Below are 23,057 nucleotides of genomic sequence, written 5' to 3' on the forward strand. Positions count from 1 at the left end.
CATGAACACCGACGCCCCGACCACCCCCCGGGCCCTGGCCACCGAAGCCGTCCACGCCGGCCGTGAAGACCTCGCGGAGCTGGGACTGCACGCCGTGCCCCTCGACCTGTCGACCACCTACCCGTCGTACGACAGCCGGGGGGAGGCGGCCAGAATCGACGCTTTCGCCGCCACCGGCGCACAGCCCGAGGGCCCGCCGGTCTACTCGCGGCTGGACAACCCGACCAACGCCCGGTTCGAGAACGCCCTGGCCCGGCTGGAAGGCGCCGAGAGCGCGGTCGCGTTCGCCAGCGGCATGGCGGCGCTCACCGCGGTGCTTCTCGTGCGGGCGAGCATGGGTCTGCGCCACGTGGTCGCCGTACGGCCGCTCTACGGATGCAGCGACCACCTGCTGAACGCCGGGCTGCTCGGCACCGAAGTGACCTGGGTCGACCCGGCCGGCATCGCCGAGGCGATCCGCCCCGACACCGGGCTCGTGATGGTCGAGACCCCCGCCAACCCGACGCTCGCCGAGATCGACATCAGGGCGGTCGCACACGCCTGCGGGTCGGTGCCGCTGCTAGTCGACAACACCTTCGCGACGCCCGTCCTGCAGCGCCCGCTGGAGCACGGCGCGCGCATCGTGCTGCACAGTGCGACCAAGTACCTCGGCGGCCACGGCGACGTACTCGGCGGGGTGGTGGCATGCGAGGAGGACTTCGCCCGCCGGCTGCGCCAGGTGCGCTTCGCGACCGGCGGCGTACTGCATCCGCTGGCCGGATATCTGCTGCTGCGCGGGCTGTCCACGCTGCCCGTACGGATGCGCGCGGCATCGGCGACAGCCGCCGACCTGGCGCGCCGGCTGACCGCCGACCCGCGGGTCGCGCGGGTGCACTACCCGAAGCTGGGCGGCGCGATGGTCGCCTTCGAGGTGTACGGCGATCCGCACGCGGTGATCGGGAGCGTACGGCTGATCACGCCTGCCGTCAGCCTCGGCAGCGTGGACTCGCTCATCCAGCACCCCGCCTCCATCAGCCACCGCATCGTGGCCGAGGGCGACCGGCGCTCGTCCGGCGTCAGCGACCGGCTGCTGCGGATGTCGGTCGGCCTGGAGGACGTCGAGGACCTGTGGCGGGACCTGTGCGAGGCCCTCAGTGCTGCGGGGAACGGCCGACCGGTGCGGGACTCGGCCGATCGGCCCGCGCAGCCAGCCGCGCGGTGACCACCAGGGTGCCCTCCTCGATCTGGTAGTCGAGGGGCAGCCCGAGGCCGCGCATGGCGGCGACCATGGCGGTGTTGGACGACTGGGTGACGGCGTAGACGCTCTCGCAGCCCGCCTCGACGGCGAGCGCCACCAGGCGCCCCAGCAGCTCGGAGCCGATGCCGCGGCGCTGCCACGCGTCCTCGACCAGCAGCGCCACCTCCGTCTCGTCGCCGTCCCACAGCAGGTGGCCGAGGGCGACGAGCCGGCCGGACGCGGTCTGGACGGCGAGGGTGCGGCCGAAGCGCGGGCTGAGCAGGTGGCCGAGGTAGCGGTCGGCGTCCCCGACCGGGCCGTGGTAGCGCAGGCTCAGCGTGCGGTCGCCGCACCGGTCGTGCATGGCACGGGCGGCTTCGAGGTCGTCGAGTCCGGCCCTGCGGACGCTGATCTCGTTGCCCTCGGGAAGCGTCAGGACGTCCCGACTGCGGGGGATGCGAGGGCCGAGGCGGGCGTCGAGCTCCACCAGGGCGCGGGCGCGCGCGAACTCGGTGGGGGTGAAGGGGAGATAGGCGCGCTCGATGGTGATAGCGCCGCCGGACGGATCGCGCAGCTTCATCACGGTCCCGTCGAGCACCCCTTCGACCGGCGCGCTCTCGCCGGTGGGCCGCCCGGTCAGCGAGGTGGCCGGCAGCGAGTGGATCGAGCAGCGGCCGAGCAGCTGGCGAAGGGCCAGCGGCAGCTCGGCGGCGTCGAGGGCGGTGCGGGTGGCGAGGCCCAGCACGCGGGTGGGGGCGTCGACCAGATCATGGGCGTCGGCCCGCTCCAGCCAGGTGTCGCTGCCGCCGGCCGCGGAGATCGCCCGGCTGAGCTCGGCCGCCTCAAGGGTGACGGGGGCGCGCAGCAGGAGTTCGTCGACGGTGCCTTCGGCGAGCGGGTGCGTCTGCAGGGTGAGGATATCGACACGGCTGCGGGCCAGGGCTGTGCACACGAGCGCCAGGCTGCCCGGTGCGTCCTTGACGGTGGTACGCATCCGCCACAGCGCGGTCCCGGACTCGCCGGGCCTCTCACCGGCCCCGCCGAACCCGACGGCCGTACCGGGGGCTGCCGGGGGCGGCGCATGACTGTGCCTGCGAGCCCACCAGGTGTGGAACACGGCCGTGGCGGTCAGGACCACGGCCGAGGCCACCAGGAGGTACGGTCCGTCGGGACCGTGCGCGATCGTGTTCGCGATGGCGTCGGCTACGGCCACCGCCGTGAAGAGCGCGGCGAGCTCGACGAGATCGCGCCGCCAGTGATGGGTGCGGCGGGACATCGCCGGGCGCACCGCAGGCGTTGTCGTGAGCTGGTCGGGCTGGACGGCCACTTCAGTCAAGTCGGTCATGGCACCACTGTGACCGTCCGGTGTTGCGTGATCACGAACGTCTTGTGACTGATGGGTTAAGCGTGCTTCTGGTGCTTAGCAACCGTTTTCGGCCAGATCGTGAGGCGAACCTCAGCGGCCGGTGTCGAGGATGACGCGGGCCACCAGCGCCGGATCGTCGTTCATCGGAACGTGCCCACAGCCGGGCAGCCGTACCAGCCGGGCGCCCGGGATCGCCTGCTTGGCCCGGACACCCTGACGGCGCGGCAGCAGCCGGTCGCGGCTGCCCCACGCGACGGTGACGGGAAGGCCGGGTACGTCGTCGGTGAACCGCACGTCGAGCCCGGCCGCGAGCGTGTCGGCGAAACCGGTCGCCGCACGCAGCGCCAGGGTTTCCGCGACCACGGCATCCGGCGAACGCCACCCCGGCCGCGCGTAGATAGTGCTGGTGAGGGCGGCCCGCCCCGCCGCGCTGCGAGCCATGCGTTCCACGGCCGGCAGTGGCAGCCGCTGCGCCCCGAGCCGCATTCCGCGCAGCGCGGTGAAAGCGTAGCGCCGCTCGCCCCGCGTCCAGAAACCGGCCGGCGACAGGGCCGTCACCGACCGTACGAGCCCCTGGCGGCCCAACTCCAGGGCGAGCAGACCCCCCAGCGAGTTGCCCGCCACATGCGGCCGCTCGATGCCGAGCGCCGCGCAGAGCGAACCGAGCACCGGAACAACCGTCGACAGGTCATAGGCGAAGCCGGCGGGCAGCGGGGTGGACTCGCCGAAACCGGGCAGGTCGACGGCGAACACCTCGCGCTCGGAGGCCAGCGCGGACATCACCGGCTCCCATGCCTGCCAGTGATGACCTATGCCGTGCAGGAGCAGCAGCGGCTCGCCGGCGCCCGCCCGTTCGTAGGCGACGCGGAGCGGGTGGCTGCCCCTGGGGGAATCGATGGTAAAGGAGACCGTCTCGGCCATACTGCTGCTCCCTGTCGTCGCCGCGGCGCCGAACGCCGCGTAAGACACCGCGTCAGCAACAATTACCGTCCAGTAGCGACGAGTTCAAGAGACCGGTCGTCTTCCGGGGCGTGTTCCGGGCGTGTTCCGTCACGCACCCGTGTGTGGGCTGGGATGGAGAGGGGACTGCCGAATCCCGGCCAGGCGATCGCCTGGCCGACGTGTTCGTCCACTGCTGCCCTTCGTCCGCCGATTGGTCTTGACCAAGGGTGAGTGCGGACTTATGGTCGCAGGGTTAGTGCAGGAACCTTTAATAAACAAGGGCGCGGAAACTCGCCGGGGACTGGCCGATACGGACTGGCCGATTGGGGAGGATCAGGGTGGGGACCACGCAGCTCGAAACGGTGCCGGAGCCCAAGTACTGGCACCTCAAGACCGTGCTCAGCGAGGCGCTCGACTCCGACTTCGCGGTCGGTGAGATCCTGCCCAACGAACGTGAGCTGGCCGCCCGCTTCGGCGTGGCCCGCGCCACGCTCCGTCAGGCGCTCGAACAACTGGGGCTGGAAGGCCGGTTGCAGCGCCGCCGAGGTGTCGGAACGACCGTCGCCCCGCCGCGCGTGGGCGTCGACGTCGGCACCTCGCAGTACGGCTGGCCCGGCGCGACCGGCGACGCGTGGCAGCCCGTCGACTGTGCGAGCGCCGCTCCGCCGGCCGCCGTGGCTCGCATGCTGGACCGCGGATCCGAGGACGAAGTGCACACGGTGCGCCGTATCCGGGTCTCCCACGGCCAGTCGGTGGCGGCCGAGTCGCTCTATGTCCCGGCCGTGTCCGTACCGGAACTCGCCGCCATCCAGGCGCCCTCCGGCGCCACCCGGGCGCGCGGCGTGCTGCGGGAGCTGCAGCGGCTCGACATGGACGGCCAGGACCGCGCCGTCGAGCTCGGCTCGGCCCGCGCCGACGACGCCAAGGAACTCGACCGGCTGCCGGGCGCCCCGGTCCTCGTCGTCACCACGCGCTATTTCGCCGCCGGCAGGACCGCCGCGGTCTCGGTGGCCACCTACCGTGCGGACACCTGCCGGCTGACCTTCGGAGACTCGGGCGACGTGGAGATCGACGACCACGCCGAGGAGCGCAGGGCGTCCTGACTCCGCCCCCCCCGCCACGGCCTCCGGCCCCCCGCCACGGCCCGTCGCGCTCAGCGGCGGGCCGTCACCGTTCCCTCAACGGCGAACAGTTGCTCCTCGACGTGGTCGAGGGCCAGACGCAGCGCACCGGTAGCCACCGCTGCCTCGCCCAGCAGCGACAGCGCCACCTTTGGCGGCCGCAGGCAGTAGCGCGCCAACTCGCCGCGCAATGGCTCCAGTACGCCGTCGATTCCCGCCGCCCACCCCCCGATGACCACGAGTTCCGGATCGAGCGCCAGTGCCAGCGCCGCCACATCGTGCACCAGGCGCTGGATGAACCGCTCGACGGCCTCCTTCGCCCCCGCGTCGCCCTGCCTGGCGCGGCGGAAGACCGTCGCCACCGCCTGCTCGTCCAGCGGGTGGACAGGTTCGTCGGTAGTCGACAGCAGCTTCTCGGGCGTGACCTCCCGGCCCAGCAGGTGCAGCGCCCCGATCTCGCCCGCCGCGCCTCCGAAGCCGCGGTGCAGCCGCCCGCCGATCAGTGAACCCGCGCCGGGGCTGAGCCCGACGAGCACGAACACGATGTCGTCCGAGTCGACCGCGGCGCCCTTCCAGTGCTCGGCCACCGCGGCGGCGTTGGCGTCGTTCTCCACCAGCACCGGGCAGCGGAAAGAGCGGCGGAGCCGCTCGCCGAGCGCCAGCCCGGTCCAGTCGGGGAGGGCGGTGCCCAGCCGCACGGTCCCGTCGGCCTCCACGATGCCCGGCGCACCGACACCGACGGCGCGCAGCGAACTGCGGGGCACGCCCGCCCTGCGCAGCACGTCGGCGACCACGGCACGTACCCGGTCGAGCCGCTCGTCGGCCGACGCCGTCTCCGCCACCTCACGGGAGCCCGCGCCGACGACCCGGCCGTCGAGTCCCGACAGCAGAGCGGCGACACGGTGCGGCCCGATCTCGACGCCCATCAGATGCCCCGCCTCGACCCGGAAGCGGAACCGCCGGGCCGGCCGTCCCTGCCGGCGCGCTTCGCTGTCCTCCGGCGGCGCCTCGACGACGAGCCCGGTCTCCATCAGGCCGTCGACGACGCCTTCGACCGTCGGACGGGAGAGGCCCGTGACACGGGTCAGGTCCGTGAGGGTGGCGGAATCGGCACCCCGCAGGGCGTGCAGGACGACGGCCGAATTGATCCGCCGCAGCAAAGAGGGATCCCCGCCGGTCAACCGCCCCACGGTGTGTCCTCCCAGTTCGTCGTGCGTGTGCCGGATCGTACTCGCACGCCAGAGGCCCAGCCATTCGCCCCCGGCCACGCTCGGGGGACCCTGCCCGTGCCGGCGGGCCCGCTCCGCACCCGTCCAGGCACCTGACGGCCAGCCAACTGTCAGTAGGGGGAGGTTTACTGAAGTCATGAGCACCGCACGGCATCTCTCGTTGATCGACCTGCTGCGTGCCCGGCGATTCCCGGCCGAGCGCCGCAGATCGGACGCGAGCTTCAGCGGCCCCGGATATCACACGGTGGAGCTGGGCCCGGCCGCCGCGACGGAAGACCAGGACGCCGCACGGCGCCTGGACCTGCGCGGGCAGTGTGTGGCCGAGCACGACGCGCTGCTGGCCGTGCTCGGCGCGCAGTGGGGTGAGCCGCAGGTCTTCGACCTGTGGAGTGTGCTGGAGCGCCGCCTCCGGGGCGAGGAGATACCGGCGCCGTGGGACGAGTTGAGCGCCGCGTTCGAGTGCCTGCACCTGTGGCGTGCCGACGGGAGATGGATAGCCGTGGCCCTGGCGCTGGAGGAGGACGGTCCTTCGTACGAGCTCTTGGCCGTCGTCACGGAGGTCGACCCGCCCTGACGGTCGCCACGGCCTGCCCGGTCAGTGCCCGGCCGGGGGCACCGGCCCGGGGCGGCCGCCCTGCGCCGCTGTGCGCAGCGCGGCGTACTCCTCGGCCATGGTCTGCGTGGTCCAGTGGGCGTTGAGCCCGCTCGGGTTGGGCAGCGCCCAGACGCGCGTCCCGCCGATCGTCCGCTCCTGCCGCCCGACGACTGCCTTGCGCTCGCCGAAGGCGGTGCGGTACGCGGTGATGCCGACGACCGCGAGCCACTGCGGCCGCAGCCTTTCCACCTTCGCCGTCAGGAGCTGCCCGCCCGCACGGAACTCCTCGTCACTGATCTCGTCGGCCCGCGCGCTGGCCCGCGCGACGACGTTGGTGATGCCGAGACCGAAGGACAGCAGCAGGTCCTGCTCCGCCGGCCGCAACTGCCTCGGGGTGAAGCCCGACCGGTGCAGCACCGGCCAGAAGCGGTTGCCGGGCCGGGCGAAGTGGTGGCCCGTCGCGGCCGACATCAGCCCCGGATTGATGCCGCAGAACAGCACGCGCAGACCACCCGCGACCACATCGGGAACGAGGCGGTCGCGGGCGGCCAGGAGATCTTCGGGGGTCATGCGGTGCGGACAGCCGACGGGCGGGTCAGAGGATCGATCCGGGTACGTATCCGGCGGCGTCGGGGTGCTGCTTGGCGATCTCCTCGATGCGGGAGACCACCGCGCCCACCTGGGCCGCCGCCGCCCCCGTGAAGGACAGCTTGTCGGCCATCAGCTGGTCCAGTTGCGCCCGGTCCAGCGGGATGCGCTCGTCGGCGGCCAGCCTGTCCAGCAGCTCGTTGCGCTCGGCGCCCTGCTCGCGCATGGCCAGCGCGCAGGCGACGGCGTTCTCCTTGATCGCCTCGTGGGCCACCTCCCGGCCGACCCCTGCCCGTACCGAAGCCATGAGGACCTTCGTAGTCGCGAGGAACGGCAGGTAGCGGTCCAGCTCGCGGGCCACGACCGCCGGGAAGGCGCCGAATTCGTCGAGCACCGTCATGAAGGTCTCCAGCAGACCGTCGAAGGCGAAGAACGCGTCCGGCAGCGCTACGCGGCGCACCACCGAGCAGGACACGTCGCCCTCGTTCCACTGGTCGCCCGCCAGCTCGCCCGTCATCGAGGCGTAACCGCGCAGGATCACCATGAGGCCGTTCACGCGCTCGCAGGAGCGGGTGTTCATCTTGTGCGGCATCGCCGACGAACCGACCTGGCCGGGCTTGAATCCCTCCGTCACCAGCTCGTGCCCGGCCATCAGACGCACCGTCTTCGCGACCGACGACGGCGCGCCGGCGAGCTGCACCAGCGCCGTGACGACCTCGTAGTCCAGCGAACGCGGATACACCTGGCCGACGGAGGTGAGGGCCTGCGAGAAGCCGAGGTGGCCGGCGATCCGCTGCTCCAGGTCCGCCAGCTTGCCCGCGTCCCCGCCCAGCAGGTCCAGCATGTCCTGCGCGGTGCCGACCGGGCCCTTGATCCCGCGCAGCGGGTAGCGGCCGAGCAGTTCCTCCAGGCGCCCGTAAGCCACCAGCAGTTCGTCGGCCGCGGTCGCGAAGCGCTTGCCGAGCGTCGTGGCCTGGGCGGCGACGTTGTGCGAGCGGCCCGCCATGACGAGCTCCGCGTACTCCCCGGACAGCCTGCCGAGCCGGGCCAGGACGGCGACCGTACGATCGCGCATCAGTTCCAGCGACAGCCGGATCTGGAGCTGCTCGACGTTCTCCGTGAGGTCACGGGAGGTCATGCCCTTGTGGACCTGCTCGTGGCCGGCGAGGGCGTTGAATTCCTCGATGCGCGCCTTCACGTCGTGGCGCGTGACCTTCTCGCGCTCCGCGATCGACGCGAGGTCGACCTCGTCGAGCACCCGCTCGTAGTCGGCGACGGCCCCGGCGGGCACCTCGACGCCGAGATCCTGCTGCGCCCGCAGTACGGCGAGCCACAGCTGACGCTCCAGCTTCACCTTCTGCTCGGGGGACCACAGGACGGCCAGGTGCGCGGAGGCATAGCGGCCGGCCAGGACATTGGGGATGCGGGGCTTCGCGGGAGCAGCAGTCACGTGACCGGATTCTACTGGCGGTTCGTGCAGGCCGGCGCCGCGGGCCCCTTGTGGATTGCTACGAGACGTACGGCCCACGGGTCGCTGCGGCCCAAACGTCCCCCTGCGGCCCGTAAGGCCCCTACGGCAACTCGGGGCCCGTCCCGCTCCCGTACGGCCGCAGCTCGGGGCGCTTGGCCGGCCGCCCGTCCCCCGAGGACCGCCCCGTGACGCGGCGCCCGATCCACGGCACCAGATGCTCGCGCGCGAACCTCAGGTCACTCCCGCGCCGCGCCACCCAGCCCGGCTGCTCGCCCGGCGCCAGCGGCGACCGCCAGTCGTCCTCGGCGGCCTGACCCAGCGCCTGCCACACCGCCTCCGCGACCCGGCGGTGTCCCTCGGCCGTCAGATGCAGCCGGTCGACATGCCACATCCGGGGGTCGCCGAGCACCGGGCTGCCGTACAGGTCGACGACGAGGGCGCCATGCCGCGCGGCCAGCCCGTCGATGAACTCGAAGAGCTGCTCCATGCGCGGCCGGAAGCGCTCCATCACCGGGCCGTTGCGGCCGGGACTGCGCATCAGGACAAGCTGCCTGCAGGACGGCGTCAGCTTCCCGACCGCCTCCTCCAGCAGGCCGCACACCCTGCCCATGTCGACCTTGGGACGCAGCGCGTCGTTGAGCCCGCCCACCAGCGTCACGACGTCCGCGCGCATGGCGACCGTTACATCGACCTGCTCGGCGACTATCTGGCCGATGAGCTTTCCGCGCACGGCGAGATTCGCGTACTGGAACCCGGGCGTGCCCGCCGCGAGCCGGGCCGCGAGCAGATCGGCCCAGCCGCGGTACGAGCCGTCTGGCAGCGCGTCCGACATTCCCTCGGTGAACGAGTCGCCCAACGCGACAAAACTGGTGTAGGTGGCATTCATTTTCATGGCGAAGCGATGGTAGCCCTACGGCTGCTTCTGTTCCGGCCGGCCCACCAGTTCGCGCAGCACGTCCTCCATGGTGACGAGACCCGCAGGGTTCCCGTCCTCGTCCAGCACCGCCGCCAGATGCGTCCGGCTGCGTCGCATCGCCGTCAGTACGTCGTCGAGCGGCGCCGCCGCCCGCACCCGGGCGATCGGCCGCAGCGCGGACACCGGGAACGGCACATCGCGCGGTTCCGCGTCCAGCGCGTCCTTCACATGCAGATACCCGAGGATCCGCAGGCCTTCGAGCACCGGGAAACGGGAGAACCCCCACTCGGCCGACAGCGCCTCCAGGTCCTCCGGAGTGGTCCACACCTGGGCGTACACCACGCGCTCCACCGGCATCACGACGTCCTGCACCGGGCGGCGGCCCAGCTCCAGGGCGTCGTGCAGCCGCTCGGCCGCGCGGTCGTCGAGCAGACCCGCGTCGCCTGCGTCCGTGACGAGCCGCGCCAGTTCGTCGTCCGTGAACGTCGCGGACACCTCGTCCTTCGGCTCCACCCGCAGCAGCTTGAGCACTGCGTTGGCTGTTGCGTTGATCGCGAAGATCACCGGGCGCAGCGCACGTGCCAGCCCCACCAGCGGCGGCCCGAGCATCAGTGCGATCCGGACCGGCTCGGCCAGCGCGACGTTCTTCGGCACCATCTCGCCGAAGAGCATGTGCAGGTACGTCGCCAGGGCGAGCGCGATGACGAACGAGATCGGGTGCGTCAGCCCGTCCGGCACTCCCACGGCGTGGAAGACCGGCTCCAGCAGATGCGCGATGGCCGGCTCGGCGACCACTCCGAGCACCAGCGTGCACAGCGTGATGCCCAGCTGAGCCGCCGCCAGCAGCGCCGAGACGTGTTCGAGCCCCCACAGAACGCGATGTGCCCGCCGGTTCCCCTTCTCCGCCTCCGGCTCTATCTGGCTGCGGCGTACGGAGATCAGCGAGAACTCCGCGCCGACGAAGAACGCGTTGACGACCAGCGTGAGCAGGCCGATGATCAGTTGGACCGCAATCATCGCCCGGTCTCCTTCTTGTCGCCTGAGCCGCCTGGACTACCTGAGCCACCCGAACCAACAGAGGTACGCGGGGAGCCCGCGGCTTCGCCGCCGTCACTGCCGGCGTCCACGTGCCCCGGTGCCGGCGCGTGCAGCAGCACCCGCGCCGCGCGCCGGCCGGCCGCGTCCACCACGTCGAGCCGCCAGCCCGCCAGTTCGATGCGGTCACCCACGGCCGGAATGCGCCCCAGCTCGCTGGCGACCAGGCCGGCCAGCGTCTCGTACGGGCCGTCGGGCACCCGCAGGCCCACCCGCTCCAGCTGGTCCGTCCTGGCGGCACCGTCCGCCGACCAGAGCGTGCGTCCGTCGGCGTCCTCGCCGGCCGCGGCGAGGTCCGGCGTCTCGTGCGGATCGTGCTCGTCGCGCACCTCCCCGACGACCTCCTCGACGATGTCCTCCAGCGTCACGACACCCGCCGTACCGCCGTACTCGTCGATGACCACCGCCATGGTGCGCTTGGCCGAGAGCCGGTCCAGCAGCCGGTCCACCGTCAGCGACTCCGGTACGAGAAGAGGCTCGCGCAGCAGCGAGGCGACGGGGTACGACGCCCTGCGGTCCGCGGGCACCGTCAGAACGTCCTTGATGTGGGCGATGCCCACGACCGAGTCGAGGCTGTCCCGGTAGACGGGAAAACGCGACAGGCCGGTCGCGCGTGTGGCGTTCGCGACGTCCTCGGCGGTGGCCTGCACGTCGAGCGCGGTGACCTGGACGCGCGGGGTCATCACGTTCTCGGCGCTCAGCTCGGCCAGGTTGAGCGTGCGGACGAACAGCTCCGCCGTGTCGGCCTCCAATGCCCCCTCCTTCGCGGAGTGGCGTGCCAGCGCGACCAGTTCCTGCGGGCTGCGGGCGGACGCCAGCTCCTCGGCCGGTTCCATCCCGAAGCGCCGCACGATGCGGTTCGCCGTGTTGTTGAGGTGGCTGATCAGCGGGCGGAAGGCGGTGCTGAACGCCCGCTGGGGAGTGGCGACCACCTTGGCCACGGCCAGCGGTGAGGAGATAGCCCAGTTCTTGGGGACCAGTTCGCCGACGACCATCATGACGACGGTGGAGAAGGCCGTACCGATGACCAGAGCCGCCGTCGAGGCCGTCCCCGGGGAGAGCCCGAGCGTCTCGATCGGCCCGCGGATCAGCTTGCCGACAGACGGCTCGGCGAGCATGCCGACCAGCAGATTGGTGGCGGTGATGCCGAGTTGGGCGCCGGAGAGCTGGAAAGTGAGGCTGCGTACGGCCTTCAGGGCGCTCGACGCACCCCGCTCGCCCCGCTCGACGGCCCGTTCGAGGTCGCCGCGCTCGATCGTGGTCAGCGAGAATTCCGCCGCGACGAAGGCACCGCAGGCCAGCGCGAGCAGCGCGGCGACGGCCAGCAGAAGTGCTTCGGTCATCGGTTCACCTCTGCCTCGTGATCGGGCAGGGAGGCCGGGGATGCGCGATGTCGATTAGCGGGAGGCTCGCGCATGGGCGGACGCTCACACCTTTCACAGATGATCAGGGAGAAGAAGGATCCGCCCATGGTAAAGGAGGACGAGAAAGTGGCGGGAGTCAGTCCACTCCGTCCCGTGCCTACAGCCGTTTCACCCAGCGCCGCCAGTTTTCCTCACGGCCGTATCCAGCCGTAGCCCATGTGTGGTGCGCTTCTTCGTTCGCTTCCAGGACCATGGCGTCGGCCCGTCGCCCGCCCAGGGCGATGAATCGCTGTTCCGCTGCTTGAGTCAAGGCGGTGGCGATACCTTGCCTGCGGCAGTCCGGGTGTACGGCCAGTCGGTAGGCGGAGCATCGCCAACCGTCAAAACCGGCTATGACGGTTCCGACGAGAAGCCCGTCGCGCTCTGCGAGAAGGAGTGCTTCGGGGTCTCGTGATATGAGCCGGGTCACCCCGTCGTGGTCGTCGCTGATGCTCGTTGCCTCTGCGGCTTCGCGCCAAAACCGCAACACGGCGTCGATGTCTGAGAGGTTGGCGCTGCGGATGTGGAGATCACTTATCGGGCGAGCCAAGCAGAGCCCGGACCACTGTGGCGAACGTTTTCCGGGCCCGTGAGCCGAGTTGAGGACGTCGCCTTGCCGATGCTAGTGATACGGCGCTAGCGTAGAGGTGTGGCCAAGACGCAGCTGAACGTACGCGTGGACGAGACCACCGCCGAGGCCGCCCGCAGGCGCGCCCTCCAGCGGGGCATGAGCGTGAACCGCTACATCGAGGAGCTCGTCAGACAGGACGCCGGGGAGGTGGGGCGTACCTTCGTCGAGGCCGCGTCCGACTTCATGAAGCAGTACGAATCGGTGTTCGCGGAGGAATTCGGCACGGAGCGTGAAGGAAAGCGTTGAGCCTCAAGATCGACCTTGCCTGGCTGCTCATGATCGCCGAACGCAAGACGCCCGGTGACCCCCAGGTCATCGACTGGGGCGCGCTCGTCGCCGCCGTGGCACGGCACGAGGCGGAGATCTTCGGCATTCCCGTCTACGCCGACGCTCCCGCCCGCGCCGCCGCCCTGCTCCAGCTGCTGGTGCACGTCCCGGCGCTGGAGCGGTCCAACGCGATGTTCGCCTCGGCCGTGGCGTACGGCTATCTCGTCGCCAGCGGCCTCAAGGTGGTGACCTCGCCCGAGCAGGTGCGGGACCTGGCGAAGCTGGTCAAGGACGGCAAGGCCGAGATGCACGCGATCGCCGAAGAGCTGCGTCAGTGGAGCCTCTGATTAGCCGCGGACCCCGCCCCCGACCCGAACCCCGGCCGCGGGAGCCTGCGGCAGCGGCCGTTCAGTCGTCGTCGGTGGCCCGCGGCCGGTGCGCCACGCCCAGTACGCACGGCGAGGACGGCGTTTTGAACCCGCTCTCCGGTACGGACAACCTCCGCCAGCCACCGATCTCGAAGCCGGCCGTCCCGATCGCCGCGAGGGGATCGCGCGAGGTGTGACACCCGCCGAAGAGCACCGGCCACACCGTGCGGTCCACGACCCGCTGAGCCGTCACCATGGCCCGGCCCTCGCCCCGACCGTGCTCGAAGAAACGCAGTTCACCGCCCGGCCGCAGCACGCGCCTGATCTCGGAGAGGGCGCGCGGCACATCCCGCACGGTGCACAGCACCAACGACAGCACGGCCGCGTCGAACGCCTCACTCTTGACCGGCAGCGCCTCGGCCGCCCCCGGCACCACATCCACCGGAACCCCGGCGTCCAGCGCCGCCTGTACGGCCAACTGGCGCAGGGTGCGCTCCGGTTCGATCGCCACGACCTCGGAGACGGCCGCCGGGTAGTGGGCGAAGTTCAGACCGTTGCCCGCGCCGATCTCGATGACCCTGCCCGACAGGCCCGACAGCAGCTCCGCCCGGTGCGAGGCCACTCCGCCCCTGAGGTCGGCGATCACGCTGCAGCGTGCGTAGAACCGGGCGAAGAGCGGATGGTGCACGGCGTCCTGGGCAAACGACCTGCGGCGCGCTGGCATCGCTGACCTCCTTGGGGTGAACGGCGGCGCGGGACAACGTACGGACGCCGCTGCCGCGATCCTTACCCCGTCCGGGGGCCCGACCCGCTCACGAAGCAGAACTCGTTGCCCTCGGGGTCGAGCAGCACCTGAAAGGAACCGTTCTCGTCGGGGACGACTTCGCCGGTCCTGGTGGCGCCGAGCCGCTCCGCCTCGGCGCTCGCCGCGCTGAGGTCGCCGGCTTCCAGATCCAGATGCAGCCGGTTCTTCACGGTCTTGCCTTCCGGTACGCGCTGGAAGGCGACCCGCGGCCCCAGGGGCGGGTCGACGTACGACCAGTCCGGGCTCCGGTCCACCGGCTCGCCGCCCAACAGGGCAGCCCAGAAGCGGACCAGGGTGGCCGGCTCGGCGCAGTCGAAGACGATCTCGTCGATACGTGCTCGCATGGCGGTCATCCCGGTCACCCTACGGGCGCCGGCCGCCACACGCCGCCGAGTCGCGGCGCGAGCCACTGCGCGGCCCGGGAACGGAACTCGGCCGGCGTCAGGGCCCCGGCCCCTTCCGGGACGACGCCGAGCAGCGGAGCGCCCGCGGCCGCCTCGGGCAGGTCCGTCAGGTTGCAGCGCTCGGCGAGGCCAGGGCGGGCGGGCCAGCTGCCCACCACGACGCCGAGCATGTCGATACCGCGGGCGCCGAGGGCTTCCGCGGTCAGCGCGGTCGAGTTGAGGGTGCCCAGGGCCGCAGGCGTGACGACGAGCACCGGTGCGCCGAGGAGCTGGGCGGCGTCGGCCAGTGTTCCCCCCGCGTCGTCGAAGCGGACGAGGAGGCCGCCCGCGCCTTCGACGAGCACGAGGTCGTACTCTGCCGCGAGTTTCCCGGCCGCGGCGGCCACTTCGGCCGCCCCGACGGGGGGCAGGCCGGCGCGGCGGGCAGCGGTGGCGGGGGCCAGCGGCTCGGGGAAACGCCGGAGCTCGACGCCCCGCACGCCGTCACCGGCGAGCCGTACGACTTCGTCGGCGTCGCCGGGCTCGCCCGGGGCGAGCCCGGTCTGGGCGGGCTTCAGCACAGCGACGCTGCGCCCCTGCGCCCGGGCAACGGCGGCGAGCGCCGCGGTGACCACGGTCTTGCCGATCTCGGTTCCGGTCCCGCTGACGACAATGACGCTCATGCTTGCTGCGCTCCTCGTTGATCTGGGCTGAGCAAGAGGTCCGGCTCGGCGGCGGAGGACGTCACGCCGACGCCGCCGCCCGCACCGCCGCGCAGATGCGGGACAGGTCCTCGTCGTTGGTGACGTACGGCGGCATCGTGTAGATCAGGTCCCGGAACGGGCGCAGCCACACGCCCTCCCGTACCGCTGCCTCCGTCGCCGCAGCCATGTCGACCTCGCGGTCCAGCTGTACGACGCCGATCGCGCCCAGCACCCGTACTTCCCGCACGCCCGGCGACCGCGCCGCGTCCGCCAGGCCCTCGGTCAGGCCGGCCTCGATGCGCTTGATCTCGCTCTGCCAGTCCTGGCCCAGCAGCAGTTCGATCGAGGCGCAGGCCACCGCCGAGGCCAGCGGGTTGCCCATGAAGGTCGGGCCGTGCGCCAGTACGGGCACCTCGCCGCGCGAGATGCCCTCGGCCACCGCGGTCGTGCAGAGCGTGGCGGCCAACGTCAGATAGCCGCCGGTCAGCGCCTTGCCCAGGCACAGGACATCGGGGGAGACCCCGGCGTGCTCGGACGCGAACAGTGTTCCGGTACGGCCGAATCCCGTCGCGATCTCGTCGAAGATCAGCAGCACACCGTGCGCGTCGCACGCCTCGCGCAGCACTCGCAGGTACTCGGGGGAGTGGAAGCGCATCCCGCCCGCGCCCTGCACCACCGGCTCCACGACGACCGCTGCCAGTTCGTCCGCGTGCCGGGCGACCAGCGAGCGCAGCCGGTCCGCGTACGCCGCGTCGTACGCGGCCGGCGGTGCCTCCGCGAAGATCTGCCGCGGCAGCGCACCCTGCCACAGTTCGTGCATCCCGCCTTCGGGGTCGCACACCGACATGGGCTGCCAGGTGTCCCCGTGGTAACCGCCGCGCCAGGTCAGCAGGCGCTGCTTGCCGGGGCGGCCGACCGAGCGCCAGTACTGCAGGCACATCTTGATCGCGACCTCGACCGACACCGACCCGGAGTCGGCGAGGAACACGTGCCGCAGCGGCTCCGGCGTGATCTCCACCAGCTTCGCGGCCAGCCGCACGGCGGGCTCGTGGGTGAGCCCGCCGAACATCACATGGCTCATCCGGTCCAGCTGGCCGCGCGCCGCCTCGTTGATGACGGGGTGGTTGTAGCCGTGGACCGCCGACCACCAGGAGGACATGCCGTCGATCAACTCGCTCTGCCCGTGCGCGGGTTGCGCAAGACGCAAGCGCACCCCCGAGGCGGACTCCACCAGCAGCGGCTCCGCCCGGCCCGGCATCGGGCCGTACGGATGCCAGACGTGCTCCCGGTCGAGCCTGAGCAGATCGGCGGGGGACAGCGGCTCAGGCATTGGGCGCGAGGTCCGTCCCGGCACCCCGGCGGCGTACCGCGACCAAGTCCGTACGGGCCGCATCGGTACGGGCCGTGTCCGTACGGGCCGCATCGGTACGGGCCGTCTCCTCGCGGGCCGCCGGAACCTCCGCCGCGGGCGGCTCGCCGCACGCCGAGGCGCAGCCGCCTCCGCTCCGGTGCCCGGGCAGCGTGGTCGTGTCGGTGCCCTCGACTTCGAAACCGGCGTCGGCGATCATCTCCAGGTCGGCCTGGCCGGCCTGGCCCTCACTGGTGAGGTAGTCGCCGAGGAAGATCGAGTTGACCAGGTGCAGCGCGAGCGGCTGCATGGTGCGCAGGTGCACCTCGCGCCCGCCCGCGAGCCGAACCTCCACGTCCGGGCAGACGAACCGCACCATCGCCAGGATCCGCAGCGCCCGCTGCGGCGTGAGGTTCCACTCCTTGGCCAGCGGAGTTCCCTCGAAGGGGATCAGGAAGTTGACCGGGACCGAGTCCGGGTCGAGCTCGCGCAGCGCGAAGACCACGTCCACCAGGTCCGCGTCGCTCTCGCCCATGCCGGCGATCAGCCCGGAGCACGCGGACATCCCGGCCGCCTGCGCCTGCTGGACGGTCTCCACACGGTCGGCGTAGGTGTGGGTGGTGGTGATGGCGCCGTACGTCGCCTCGGAGGTGTTCAGGTTGTGGTTGTACGCGTCGGCGCCGGCCGCCCGCAGCCGCTCCGCCTGGCCGTCGGACAGCAGCCCGAGGCAGGCGCAGACCTCGACGTCCTCGTTTTCGTTCTTGATCGCCTCAATGGTCTTCGAGACCCGGTCGACGTCCTTGTCCGTCGGCCCGCGCCCGCTCGCGACCAGACACACCCGCTTCGCGCCGCCCGCGACACCCGCGGCCGCCGCCTGCGACGCCTCGTCGGGCTTGAGCCAGGTGTACTTGAGAATCCCGGCCTTGGAGCCGAGCCGCTGTGAGCAGTACGAGCAGTCCTCGGGGCACAGACCCGACTTGAGGTTCACCAGATAGTTGAGTTTCACCCGCCGTCCGAACCACTGGCGGCGTACCTTTCCGGCCGCGGCCACCACATCGAGCAGCTCGTCGTCGGAGGTCGCCAGCACGGCGAGCGCTTCTTCGCGGGTCGGCAGCTCGCGCCGCAGCCCCTTGTCCACCAGCGTGTTCAGCAGGTCCATGGCGCCGATCCTGGCCTACGACGCCGCCTGCGGCCAAGGTGGAATCGCACAAGAGCTGCCCGGCGAGGTGTGGGTATCGCCACACTCTGCCCCGGCGCCTGCCCGGCTAGTGTCTGTGGGCTGCCTACAAAGACGCCGGTGGAGCCGCTGCCGGAGCCGCCGGCCGAGCCGCCTACCCCGAGGGACGAGGGACGTACCCATGCCGCAGGGACCGTTCGACTGGATCGACGAGCAGGCAGCCGTGCGCGCCGCGGCCGGGCTGGTCAGGACCCTGCGTCCGCGCCCCGCCGCGTCGAGTCTGCTCGATCTCGCGAGCAACGACTACCTCGGCCTGACCCACCGCCCGGAGATCACCTCCGCCGCCGCCGCCGCGGCCCGCCGCTGGGGCGCCGGCGCCACCGGTTCCCGGCTTGTCACCGGCAGCACGGAACTCCACGCCGAACTGGAGCGCGAGCTGGCCGACTTCTGCGGCTTCGACGCCGCCCTGGTGCTGTCCTCGGGTTACGCCGCCAACCTGGCCGCCCTCACCGCGCTCAGCGGCCACGGTTCGCTGATCGTCTCCGACGCGCTGAATCACGCCTCGATCGTGGATGGCTGCCGACTCTCGCGTGCCACGACCTCCGTGGTGCCGCACGCCGACCCCGAAGCTGTGTCCAAGATGCTCGACGCGCACGACGGGCAGGCGCTCGCCGTCACCGACTCCGTCTTCTCGGTGGACGGTGACGCGGCTCCGCTGCCGGAACTCGCCGCGGCCTGCCGGACCCACGGTGCGGCCCTCCTCGTCGACGACGCGCACGGTCTGGGAATCCTCGGCGACGGCGGCCGGGGCGCCCTGGACGCGGCGGGACTCGCGGGTGCGGACGGCGTCGTCGCCACCCTGACCCTGTCCAAGTCGCTCGGCAGCCAGGGCGGAGCGGTACTCGGACCGGCCCGCGTCATCGACCACCTGGTCAACACGGCCCGTACGTTCATCTTCGACACCGGTCTCGCTCCGGCCGCCGCCGGCGCCGCGCTGGCGAGCCTGCGGCTCCTGCGCGGCGCACCCGAGCTGGCCGGCCGGGCCCGCGAGGTCGCCGCGACGCTGCACCGCTCACTGACCGACGCCGGCCTGACCGCCGTACGTCCCGACGCTGCCGTGGTGTCGGTGCTGGCCCCGTCGCCCGGCCAGGCGGTGCAGTGGGCGGCGGACTGCCGGGCTGCGGGGCTCGTGGTGGGCTGTTTCCGTCCGCCGTCCGTGCCGGACGGGATCTCCCGGCTCCGGCTGACCGCGCGGGCCGACCTCACGGACCGGCAGATCGAGCAGGCGGTGGCCACGGTCGTGGGGACGGCGCCGCCCACCACCGGGCGGTGACACATACGGTCTCGCGTAGCAAGGTTCACCGCTTCGAGCGACAGATATATGCATATCTTGGGGGATCGCCCTTTTCCCGCCACGATGAGTGGCACTCTGGCGCGAAAGCGCAATCCGAGGCCGTCCTCGAAGGTCATCCGCCACGAGTCGGACGTCCGGCCCCGGTGGGAAAGGGACAGCGTCGCCATGGCAGACCACAGGGAAGTGTCCGTCACTCTGCCGAGCGAGCCGGCCTCGGTACCGGCGGCCCGCAGATACGTAGCGGAGATCCTCGGCGAGTGGGGCATGCCGCCCGTCTCCGAGGCCGCCGACACGGTACGGCTGATCGTCTCGGAGCTGGTGACCAACGCCGTCCAGCACACCTTCGGCCAGTCACCGACATTCACCGTTGACGTACAGCTGGACCGGGACGAGCAACTGCGCCTCGGCGTCACCGACAGCCACCCCCGCTGGCCGAAACGGCTGCCGGCCGCCGTTCAGCAGGACAACGGGCGCGGCATGGTGATCATCCGCTGTCTCACCGCCGAGTGCGGCGGCCGGGTATCCGTCCAGCCCACCCGCGAAGGCGGCAAAACCGTCTGGATCGAACTCCCGTGGACCACCCCCGCGCCCCTGGCCACCCAGGCCCCGTAACCAGTCGGCGCCGTCGCGTCCGCCCCGGCCGCAGTGGGTCCGGGCGGGGCTCAGCGGACCCGGCCGTACCAGACACTCTTGGACCAGATCCGGTCGAGCCGCACGGTGGAGCCGGATTTGGGGGAGTGCCACATCTTGCCGCTCCCGGCGTAGATGCCGACGTGGTACACGTACCGCCCGGCGTGGAAGAAGACGAGGTCTCCCCGTTGCCGGCTGCCGGCCGCGATGTGCCGGGTCTTGTTGTACTGCGACTGGGCGGTGCGCGGCAGGCGCTTGCCGGCCTTCTTGAAGGAGTAGAGCGTCAGCCCCGAGCAGTCGAAGCGGTTGGGGCCCGCAGCGCCGTGGGCATACGGGGCCCCCTTCTTCGACGCTGCGACGCTGAGCGCCTTGGCGGCGTGCGAGGCGGCGTGCGCGTCGGTGCTGGCTCCCGGGGCCAGCATCGTGCTGCCGATCGCGGCGAGGGTGAGAGCCGACGCGGCTCCGGCCCGGAACAGGGCGGACGGGACATGCGTGTGCGCGGTCATGCGCAACCCTTCGTCAGCCGCCTGTGAAGGATGACCTGTCGGGTTCGGACAGGCGAAGATGCCCGGCCGCGGTGTGCGGCTTCACCCCGAGGAGCGACCTTCTCAGGTCACCCCGTACTGCCTGGGTCCTCCACTCCTGCCGATCCACTCCTGTCGACCAGTCGTCCGGAACGGCGGCAGGACTCGGCGTCCGCCCGGACCGCCCCGCCGCGGTGGCGGGGGCTTGTCGTCCCAGGGATCTTCACCCAGGTACCGCGGGATTTCCGAGCCGAAACGGCGGCACAAGAGGTTGCTCACGACTGACCCGTTCGAGTGGACAGGGCCTGTTCCCGCGGGTGTTGCGGCGGCCTGCCCGGCGCATCACCTGCGGCGGAGCAGACCTTTACGCGAACGGCGTACAGGCGGTGCACAAGTCGGGCCGTATCAATATATGGACAAAACCTGGGCCGGATGAGTGACCATATGTAGTACGCCAATTGGGCAATCGGCTCCCCGTATGGCCTCAACTCGCCGCTGACGGCGGCATGGTGACACGGTGTGCGCGGCGTTCACCGTCGAGGACCCGCAACGCCCTTGCGAGCGTGGCGACGTGAAGGTGTGTCTCACCGCGCTCATACATCAGGGCGAGCGCGTCCCGCAGCCCCGCTGCCTTCCCCGCGAGCGCCTGGGCGGCCCGCAGGGCGCCGTAGGTGTCGGCTCCGCGCGCCGGATTGATACGCCCCATCAGATCGAGTACTTCGAGATAGCGGTCGACGAACTCACATTCGGCGCGCGTCAGTGCGGGCAGCGGCGGCAGTTCCGGCGGCAGCATGCGCGCCTCACCTCGGGCCGGCGAAGCCGAGCGCGTCCTTGCGGCTCTGCACCACGTGGTCGACCAGGCCGTACGCCACGGCCGCCTCGGCGGTGAAGACCTTGTCGCGCTCGATGTCCTCGTCGATCCGCTGCGGGCTCTGCCCTGTGTGCCGCGCCAGCAGTCCCACGAGCAACTCACGCATGCGCAGCAGCTCCTGGGCCTCGATCTCCAGGTCGGACGGCTGGCCCTGCACGGGCTCCTCGATGGAGGGCTGGCTGAGCAGCACGCGGGCTCCCGGCAAAGCCAGGCGCTTGCCGGGCGCGCCGGCCGCGAGCAGCATCGCGGCGGGGGAGGCGGCCTGGCCCAGGCAGATCGTCTCCACATCGCAGGCGACGAACTGGATCGTGTCGTAGATGGCCGACATGGCGGTGTACGAGCCGCCGGGGGAGTTGATGTAGAGCGAGATGTCGCGATCCGGGGCGGTGTGTTCAAGGTGCATGAACTGCGCCATCACGTCGTTGGCCGCGGCGTCGTCGACGGGTGTTCCCAGGAACACGATCCGCTCGTCGAGGAGCTTGGAGTACGGATCGAGGGTGCGGGTCCCGCTCGCGGTGCGCTCGGTGAAGGAGGGGAGCACATAGCGGGCGCTGGGCGGGATGGGGGCGGAAAGCCGGTTCATGGCAGTACCTCTCCTGATCGCTTTCGGGCCTACGTCCCGTAAAAAATGTACAGGACGTACAACCCGTAAGATGGGCAGCATGGCCTACGAGATTCCGGTGACGCAAGCACGGGCAGAGCTCGCCGAGCTGATCAACCGTGTCGTCTACGGCGGCGAGCGGGTGGTGGTGACCCGCCACGGCAAGCCGCTGGTCGCCCTCGTTTCCGCCGCTGACCTGGCACGACTCGAGGCGGAGCAGGAGGCGGCCGAGGAATCGGTGATCAGTTCCGTCTCCGCGATCGGCTCGGCCCCTTCCGCTGCCGGCGAACGGCGCCGGTTCGGAATCGCCGCCGAACACCGCGGGGACGCCGGCGACAGCTGACCCGGGTTCCGCGCACGCGAAAAAGGCCGTGCGCCCCCGTCCGCTACAGCGGGGACGCACCCCCGGTCCAGTGGTGGGCTCAGCCTGCCGGGGCCGGCTCCGAGGCGGGGGCCGGCGGACCTCCGGGCGCGCCGGCCTTCGCGGGCCGTCGCCCGGCCACCAGTACGCCGGCGAGGCCGAGCGTCACCCAGGCGCAGAGCGCCAGCAGCGGCATCAGGGCCGCGCTGCCGTCGAAGAAGGCGACCGAGCGCAGCAGTGATCCGCCGGCCCCCGGCGGCAGCCACTGGCCGATCGCTCCTGCCGGCTCGGGCAGCAGTACGGGCGCACTGGTCACGCCCGAAAGCGAGTTCCCGAAGAGGATCATCACCAGGGCCCCGAGCCCGATCCCGGGCGTCCCGAAGAGCGCGGCCGCCCCCGCCACGGCGGAGCCGATGGCCAGTACCGTCAGCCCCAGGGTGCCGGCTTCGGCCCACCAGGAACCGGTGATGATGCCGAGCCAGCTGTGGGTGATCGCGGCGGCCGTGAGTCCTACCAGGGCGGAGGCGGCGACCAGGGTGATCGCCCCACGGGCCCCGCGCAGTCCCATCAAGGTCACCACGGCTCCGGCGGCGACGCCGGCGATGGCCAGCGGCAGGACGCTCGCCCCGAGTGCTGTGCCGCGCGGATCCTCGGCCGGGGCCGCGGCGACATCGGTGACCTTGACCTGCGTGCCGGCCGGGGCGCGCGCCGTCACGGCGTCGCGCAGCAGTTGTGCCACAACGGGGCTCGCGGCGGTCGCGGTCAGCAGCTCGGTTCCCTGCGGGGTGACGACGACGGCGCCGTATACGACCCGGTCCTCGATCGCCGTACGCGCCGCGGCCTCGTCCTTGTAGGTGTGAACCTCGAAGGTGCCCTTCTGCTGCTCGAACTGCTGCTGGGCGGGTGCGGTGGCGACGGTCGGGCCCGCGATGCCGATGGGGAGATCGCGTGGTGCGATCCGCGCCGCGGGCCAGGCGAAGGCCCACAGGGCGAGCGCCACCACGAAGGGGATCAGCACGATGGCGGTCACCATGCGGCGAGTGGATTGCGGCGCAGCGGACATGATGTCCTCGGTTTCAAAGAGAAGGATC

The 23,057-nt window shown here is 71.6% G+C and carries 26 protein-coding genes; 8 read left to right on the forward strand and 18 right to left on the reverse strand.

From position 1 onward, the window contains the following. Position 1 precedes the first annotated feature (1 nt). On the forward strand, positions 2 to 1,201 hold the full coding sequence (locus tag ACU6WZ_RS26565; RefSeq protein WP_447030711.1) for a trans-sulfuration enzyme family protein: 1,200 nt from the start codon (positions 2 to 4) through the stop codon (positions 1,199 to 1,201). On the opposite strand, the gene ACU6WZ_RS26570 is transcribed toward ACU6WZ_RS26565, so the two are convergent. Both ACU6WZ_RS26570 and ACU6WZ_RS26575 read right to left on the reverse strand, forming a co-directional pair. After that, positions 1,131 to 2,492 carry a GNAT family N-acetyltransferase gene (locus ACU6WZ_RS26570; protein ID WP_447034264.1) on the reverse strand — a complete coding sequence of 454 codons (1,362 nt, stop codon included), beginning with the start codon at positions 2,490 to 2,492 and terminating at the stop codon, positions 1,131 to 1,133. The genes ACU6WZ_RS26565 and ACU6WZ_RS26570 overlap by 71 nt on opposite strands. Positions 2,493 to 2,672: 180 nt before the next feature. Beyond that, positions 2,673 to 3,503, reverse strand: coding sequence for an alpha/beta fold hydrolase (locus tag ACU6WZ_RS26575; protein WP_447030712.1), 831 nt, complete (start codon positions 3,501 to 3,503; stop codon positions 2,673 to 2,675). Between the two features lie 359 nt (positions 3,504 to 3,862). Here ACU6WZ_RS26575 and ACU6WZ_RS26580 point away from each other — a divergent pair, with 359 nt between their 5' ends. Next, positions 3,863 to 4,627 carry a GntR family transcriptional regulator gene (locus tag ACU6WZ_RS26580; RefSeq protein ID WP_447030713.1) on the forward strand — a complete coding sequence of 255 codons (765 nt, stop codon included), beginning with the start codon at positions 3,863 to 3,865 and terminating at the stop codon, positions 4,625 to 4,627. Positions 4,628 to 4,677: 50 nt separating this feature from the next. Here the strand turns inward: ACU6WZ_RS26580 and ACU6WZ_RS26585 are convergent, their stop codons facing one another. Beyond that, positions 4,678 to 5,835, reverse strand: a complete 1,158-nt coding sequence (locus tag ACU6WZ_RS26585) for an ROK family transcriptional regulator (RefSeq protein ID WP_447030714.1) — start codon at positions 5,833 to 5,835, stop codon at positions 4,678 to 4,680. A gap of 175 nt (positions 5,836 to 6,010) precedes the next feature. Between ACU6WZ_RS26585 and ACU6WZ_RS26590 the strand changes: the two genes are divergently transcribed. After that, positions 6,011 to 6,448, forward strand: a complete 438-nt coding sequence (locus ACU6WZ_RS26590) for a hypothetical protein (protein ID WP_447030715.1) — start codon at positions 6,011 to 6,013, stop codon at positions 6,446 to 6,448. A gap of 21 nt (positions 6,449 to 6,469) precedes the next feature. Here ACU6WZ_RS26590 and mug read toward each other — a convergent pair whose 3' ends face one another. The 6 genes from mug to ACU6WZ_RS26620 form a co-directional block, all read right to left on the reverse strand. Beyond that, positions 6,470 to 7,039 carry a G/U mismatch-specific DNA glycosylase gene (gene mug, locus ACU6WZ_RS26595; protein WP_447030716.1) on the reverse strand — a complete coding sequence of 190 codons (570 nt, stop codon included), beginning with the start codon at positions 7,037 to 7,039 and terminating at the stop codon, positions 6,470 to 6,472. A 25-nt stretch (positions 7,040 to 7,064) separates the two neighbouring features. Beyond that, positions 7,065 to 8,507, reverse strand: a complete 1,443-nt coding sequence (gene purB / locus ACU6WZ_RS26600) for an adenylosuccinate lyase (RefSeq protein WP_447030717.1) — start codon at positions 8,505 to 8,507, stop codon at positions 7,065 to 7,067. Between the two features lie 121 nt (positions 8,508 to 8,628). Beyond that, positions 8,629 to 9,420 (reverse strand): SGNH/GDSL hydrolase family protein, encoded by a 792-nt coding sequence (locus ACU6WZ_RS26605; RefSeq protein WP_447030718.1) that lies wholly within the window; start codon positions 9,418 to 9,420, stop codon positions 8,629 to 8,631. Positions 9,421 to 9,438: 18 nt separating this feature from the next. Beyond that, positions 9,439 to 10,461 carry a hemolysin family protein gene (locus ACU6WZ_RS26610; protein ID WP_447030719.1) on the reverse strand — a complete coding sequence of 341 codons (1,023 nt, stop codon included), beginning with the start codon at positions 10,459 to 10,461 and terminating at the stop codon, positions 9,439 to 9,441. Beyond that, positions 10,458 to 11,882: a hemolysin family protein gene (locus ACU6WZ_RS26615; RefSeq protein ID WP_447030720.1), complete on the reverse strand. Its 1,425-nt coding sequence runs from the start codon at positions 11,880 to 11,882 to the stop codon at positions 10,458 to 10,460. Before ACU6WZ_RS26615 ends, ACU6WZ_RS26610 begins: the two co-directional genes overlap by 4 nt. Positions 11,883 to 12,060: 178 nt before the next feature. Beyond that, the gene (locus ACU6WZ_RS26620) at positions 12,061 to 12,480 is read right to left on the reverse strand and encodes a GNAT family N-acetyltransferase (RefSeq protein WP_447034266.1); all 420 of its coding nucleotides are present in this window, start codon (positions 12,478 to 12,480) and stop codon (positions 12,061 to 12,063) included. 111 nt (positions 12,481 to 12,591) lie between these two features. Here ACU6WZ_RS26620 and ACU6WZ_RS26625 point away from each other — a divergent pair, with 111 nt between their 5' ends. Both ACU6WZ_RS26625 and ACU6WZ_RS26630 read left to right on the forward strand, forming a co-directional pair. Continuing rightward, positions 12,592 to 12,819, forward strand: coding sequence for an antitoxin (locus ACU6WZ_RS26625; protein WP_447030721.1), 228 nt, complete (start codon positions 12,592 to 12,594; stop codon positions 12,817 to 12,819). Beyond that, entirely contained in the window at positions 12,816 to 13,187 is a 372-nt protein-coding gene (locus tag ACU6WZ_RS26630; RefSeq protein ID WP_447030722.1) for a fic family toxin-antitoxin system, toxin component, read from the forward strand. Before ACU6WZ_RS26625 ends, ACU6WZ_RS26630 begins: the two co-directional genes overlap by 4 nt. 61 nt (positions 13,188 to 13,248) lie before the next feature. Here ACU6WZ_RS26630 and ACU6WZ_RS26635 read toward each other — a convergent pair whose 3' ends face one another. The 5 genes from ACU6WZ_RS26635 to bioB all read right to left on the reverse strand — a co-directional run bounded on the left by ACU6WZ_RS26635 (position 13,249) and on the right by bioB (position 17,607). After that, on the reverse strand, positions 13,249 to 13,932 hold the full coding sequence (locus ACU6WZ_RS26635; protein WP_447030723.1) for a class I SAM-dependent methyltransferase: 684 nt from the start codon (positions 13,930 to 13,932) through the stop codon (positions 13,249 to 13,251). A gap of 62 nt (positions 13,933 to 13,994) precedes the next feature. Beyond that, positions 13,995 to 14,357 carry a VOC family protein gene (locus tag ACU6WZ_RS26640; RefSeq protein WP_447034267.1) on the reverse strand — a complete coding sequence of 121 codons (363 nt, stop codon included), beginning with the start codon at positions 14,355 to 14,357 and terminating at the stop codon, positions 13,995 to 13,997. 14 nt (positions 14,358 to 14,371) lie between these two features. Next, entirely contained in the window at positions 14,372 to 15,079 is a 708-nt protein-coding gene (gene bioD, locus ACU6WZ_RS26645) for a dethiobiotin synthase (RefSeq protein WP_447030724.1), read from the reverse strand. A 61-nt stretch (positions 15,080 to 15,140) separates the two neighbouring features. Beyond that, a complete protein-coding gene (locus ACU6WZ_RS26650; protein WP_447030725.1) occupies positions 15,141 to 16,430 on the reverse strand; it encodes an adenosylmethionine--8-amino-7-oxononanoate transaminase in 1,290 nt (429 codons plus the stop codon). After that, positions 16,423 to 17,607, reverse strand: coding sequence for a biotin synthase BioB (bioB, locus tag ACU6WZ_RS26655; protein WP_447030726.1), 1,185 nt, complete (start codon positions 17,605 to 17,607; stop codon positions 16,423 to 16,425). Before bioB ends, ACU6WZ_RS26650 begins: the two co-directional genes overlap by 8 nt. 199 nt (positions 17,608 to 17,806) lie before the next feature. Between bioB and ACU6WZ_RS26660 the strand changes: the two genes are divergently transcribed. Together ACU6WZ_RS26660 and ACU6WZ_RS26665 are read left to right on the forward strand one after the other, a co-directional pair. Then, positions 17,807 to 18,958: an 8-amino-7-oxononanoate synthase gene (locus ACU6WZ_RS26660; RefSeq protein WP_447030727.1), complete on the forward strand. Its 1,152-nt coding sequence runs from the start codon at positions 17,807 to 17,809 to the stop codon at positions 18,956 to 18,958. A gap of 186 nt (positions 18,959 to 19,144) precedes the next feature. Then, positions 19,145 to 19,591 carry an ATP-binding protein gene (locus tag ACU6WZ_RS26665; RefSeq protein ID WP_447030728.1) on the forward strand — a complete coding sequence of 149 codons (447 nt, stop codon included), beginning with the start codon at positions 19,145 to 19,147 and terminating at the stop codon, positions 19,589 to 19,591. Positions 19,592 to 19,641: 50 nt separating this feature from the next. Here the strand turns inward: ACU6WZ_RS26665 and ACU6WZ_RS26670 are convergent, their stop codons facing one another. From ACU6WZ_RS26670 to ACU6WZ_RS26680, 3 genes are all read right to left on the reverse strand, one after another. Further along, positions 19,642 to 20,115: a C40 family peptidase gene (locus ACU6WZ_RS26670; RefSeq protein ID WP_447030729.1), complete on the reverse strand. Its 474-nt coding sequence runs from the start codon at positions 20,113 to 20,115 to the stop codon at positions 19,642 to 19,644. A gap of 502 nt (positions 20,116 to 20,617) precedes the next feature. Continuing rightward, entirely contained in the window at positions 20,618 to 20,926 is a 309-nt protein-coding gene (locus tag ACU6WZ_RS26675; RefSeq protein ID WP_447030730.1) for a hypothetical protein, read from the reverse strand. 7 nt (positions 20,927 to 20,933) lie between these two features. After that, positions 20,934 to 21,587, reverse strand: a complete 654-nt coding sequence (locus ACU6WZ_RS26680) for an ATP-dependent Clp protease proteolytic subunit (protein ID WP_447030731.1) — start codon at positions 21,585 to 21,587, stop codon at positions 20,934 to 20,936. A 79-nt stretch (positions 21,588 to 21,666) separates the two neighbouring features. Here ACU6WZ_RS26680 and ACU6WZ_RS26685 point away from each other — a divergent pair, with 79 nt between their 5' ends. Next, a complete protein-coding gene (locus ACU6WZ_RS26685) occupies positions 21,667 to 21,948 on the forward strand; it encodes a type II toxin-antitoxin system Phd/YefM family antitoxin (protein ID WP_447030732.1) in 282 nt (93 codons plus the stop codon). A gap of 79 nt (positions 21,949 to 22,027) precedes the next feature. Here the strand turns inward: ACU6WZ_RS26685 and ACU6WZ_RS26690 are convergent, their stop codons facing one another. Next, positions 22,028 to 23,029 carry an ABC transporter permease gene (locus tag ACU6WZ_RS26690; protein ID WP_447030733.1) on the reverse strand — a complete coding sequence of 334 codons (1,002 nt, stop codon included), beginning with the start codon at positions 23,027 to 23,029 and terminating at the stop codon, positions 22,028 to 22,030. Positions 23,030 to 23,057: the final 28 nt, after the last annotated feature.

Source organism: Streptomyces hypolithicus (assembly GCF_052934925.1).

What these genes read in the sequence shown, in the direction of transcription:
- ACU6WZ_RS26565 (WP_447030711.1), top strand. Translation starts at nt 2, where the DNA reads ATGAACACCGACGCCCCGACCACCCCCCGGGCCCTGGCCACCGAAGCC.
- ACU6WZ_RS26570 (WP_447034264.1), bottom strand. Translation starts at nt 2,492, where the DNA reads ATGTCCCGCCGCACCCATCACTGGCGGCGCGATCTCGTCGAGCTCGCC.
- ACU6WZ_RS26575 (WP_447030712.1), bottom strand. Translation starts at nt 3,503, where the DNA reads ATGGCCGAGACGGTCTCCTTTACCATCGATTCCCCCAGGGGCAGCCAC.
- ACU6WZ_RS26590 (WP_447030715.1), top strand. Translation starts at nt 6,011, where the DNA reads ATGAGCACCGCACGGCATCTCTCGTTGATCGACCTGCTGCGTGCCCGG.
- mug (WP_447030716.1), bottom strand. Translation starts at nt 7,039, where the DNA reads ATGACCCCCGAAGATCTCCTGGCCGCCCGCGACCGCCTCGTTCCCGAT.
- ACU6WZ_RS26605 (WP_447030718.1), bottom strand. Translation starts at nt 9,420, where the DNA reads ATGAAAATGAATGCCACCTACACCAGTTTTGTCGCGTTGGGCGACTCG.
- ACU6WZ_RS26610 (WP_447030719.1), bottom strand. Translation starts at nt 10,461, where the DNA reads ATGATTGCGGTCCAACTGATCATCGGCCTGCTCACGCTGGTCGTCAAC.
- ACU6WZ_RS26615 (WP_447030720.1), bottom strand. Translation starts at nt 11,882, where the DNA reads ATGACCGAAGCACTTCTGCTGGCCGTCGCCGCGCTGCTCGCGCTGGCC.
- ACU6WZ_RS26635 (WP_447030723.1), bottom strand. Translation starts at nt 13,932, where the DNA reads ATGCCAGCGCGCCGCAGGTCGTTTGCCCAGGACGCCGTGCACCATCCG.
- ACU6WZ_RS26640 (WP_447034267.1), bottom strand. Translation starts at nt 14,357, where the DNA reads ATGCGAGCACGTATCGACGAGATCGTCTTCGACTGCGCCGAGCCGGCC.
- bioD (WP_447030724.1), bottom strand. Translation starts at nt 15,079, where the DNA reads ATGAGCGTCATTGTCGTCAGCGGGACCGGAACCGAGATCGGCAAGACC.
- ACU6WZ_RS26650 (WP_447030725.1), bottom strand. Translation starts at nt 16,430, where the DNA reads ATGCCTGAGCCGCTGTCCCCCGCCGATCTGCTCAGGCTCGACCGGGAG.
- bioB (WP_447030726.1), bottom strand. Translation starts at nt 17,607, where the DNA reads ATGGACCTGCTGAACACGCTGGTGGACAAGGGGCTGCGGCGCGAGCTG.
- ACU6WZ_RS26660 (WP_447030727.1), top strand. Translation starts at nt 17,807, where the DNA reads ATGCCGCAGGGACCGTTCGACTGGATCGACGAGCAGGCAGCCGTGCGC.
- ACU6WZ_RS26665 (WP_447030728.1), top strand. Translation starts at nt 19,145, where the DNA reads ATGGCAGACCACAGGGAAGTGTCCGTCACTCTGCCGAGCGAGCCGGCC.
- ACU6WZ_RS26670 (WP_447030729.1), bottom strand. Translation starts at nt 20,115, where the DNA reads ATGACCGCGCACACGCATGTCCCGTCCGCCCTGTTCCGGGCCGGAGCC.
- ACU6WZ_RS26675 (WP_447030730.1), bottom strand. Translation starts at nt 20,926, where the DNA reads ATGCTGCCGCCGGAACTGCCGCCGCTGCCCGCACTGACGCGCGCCGAA.
- ACU6WZ_RS26680 (WP_447030731.1), bottom strand. Translation starts at nt 21,587, where the DNA reads ATGAACCGGCTTTCCGCCCCCATCCCGCCCAGCGCCCGCTATGTGCTC.
- ACU6WZ_RS26685 (WP_447030732.1), top strand. Translation starts at nt 21,667, where the DNA reads ATGGCCTACGAGATTCCGGTGACGCAAGCACGGGCAGAGCTCGCCGAG.
- ACU6WZ_RS26690 (WP_447030733.1), bottom strand. Translation starts at nt 23,029, where the DNA reads ATGTCCGCTGCGCCGCAATCCACTCGCCGCATGGTGACCGCCATCGTG.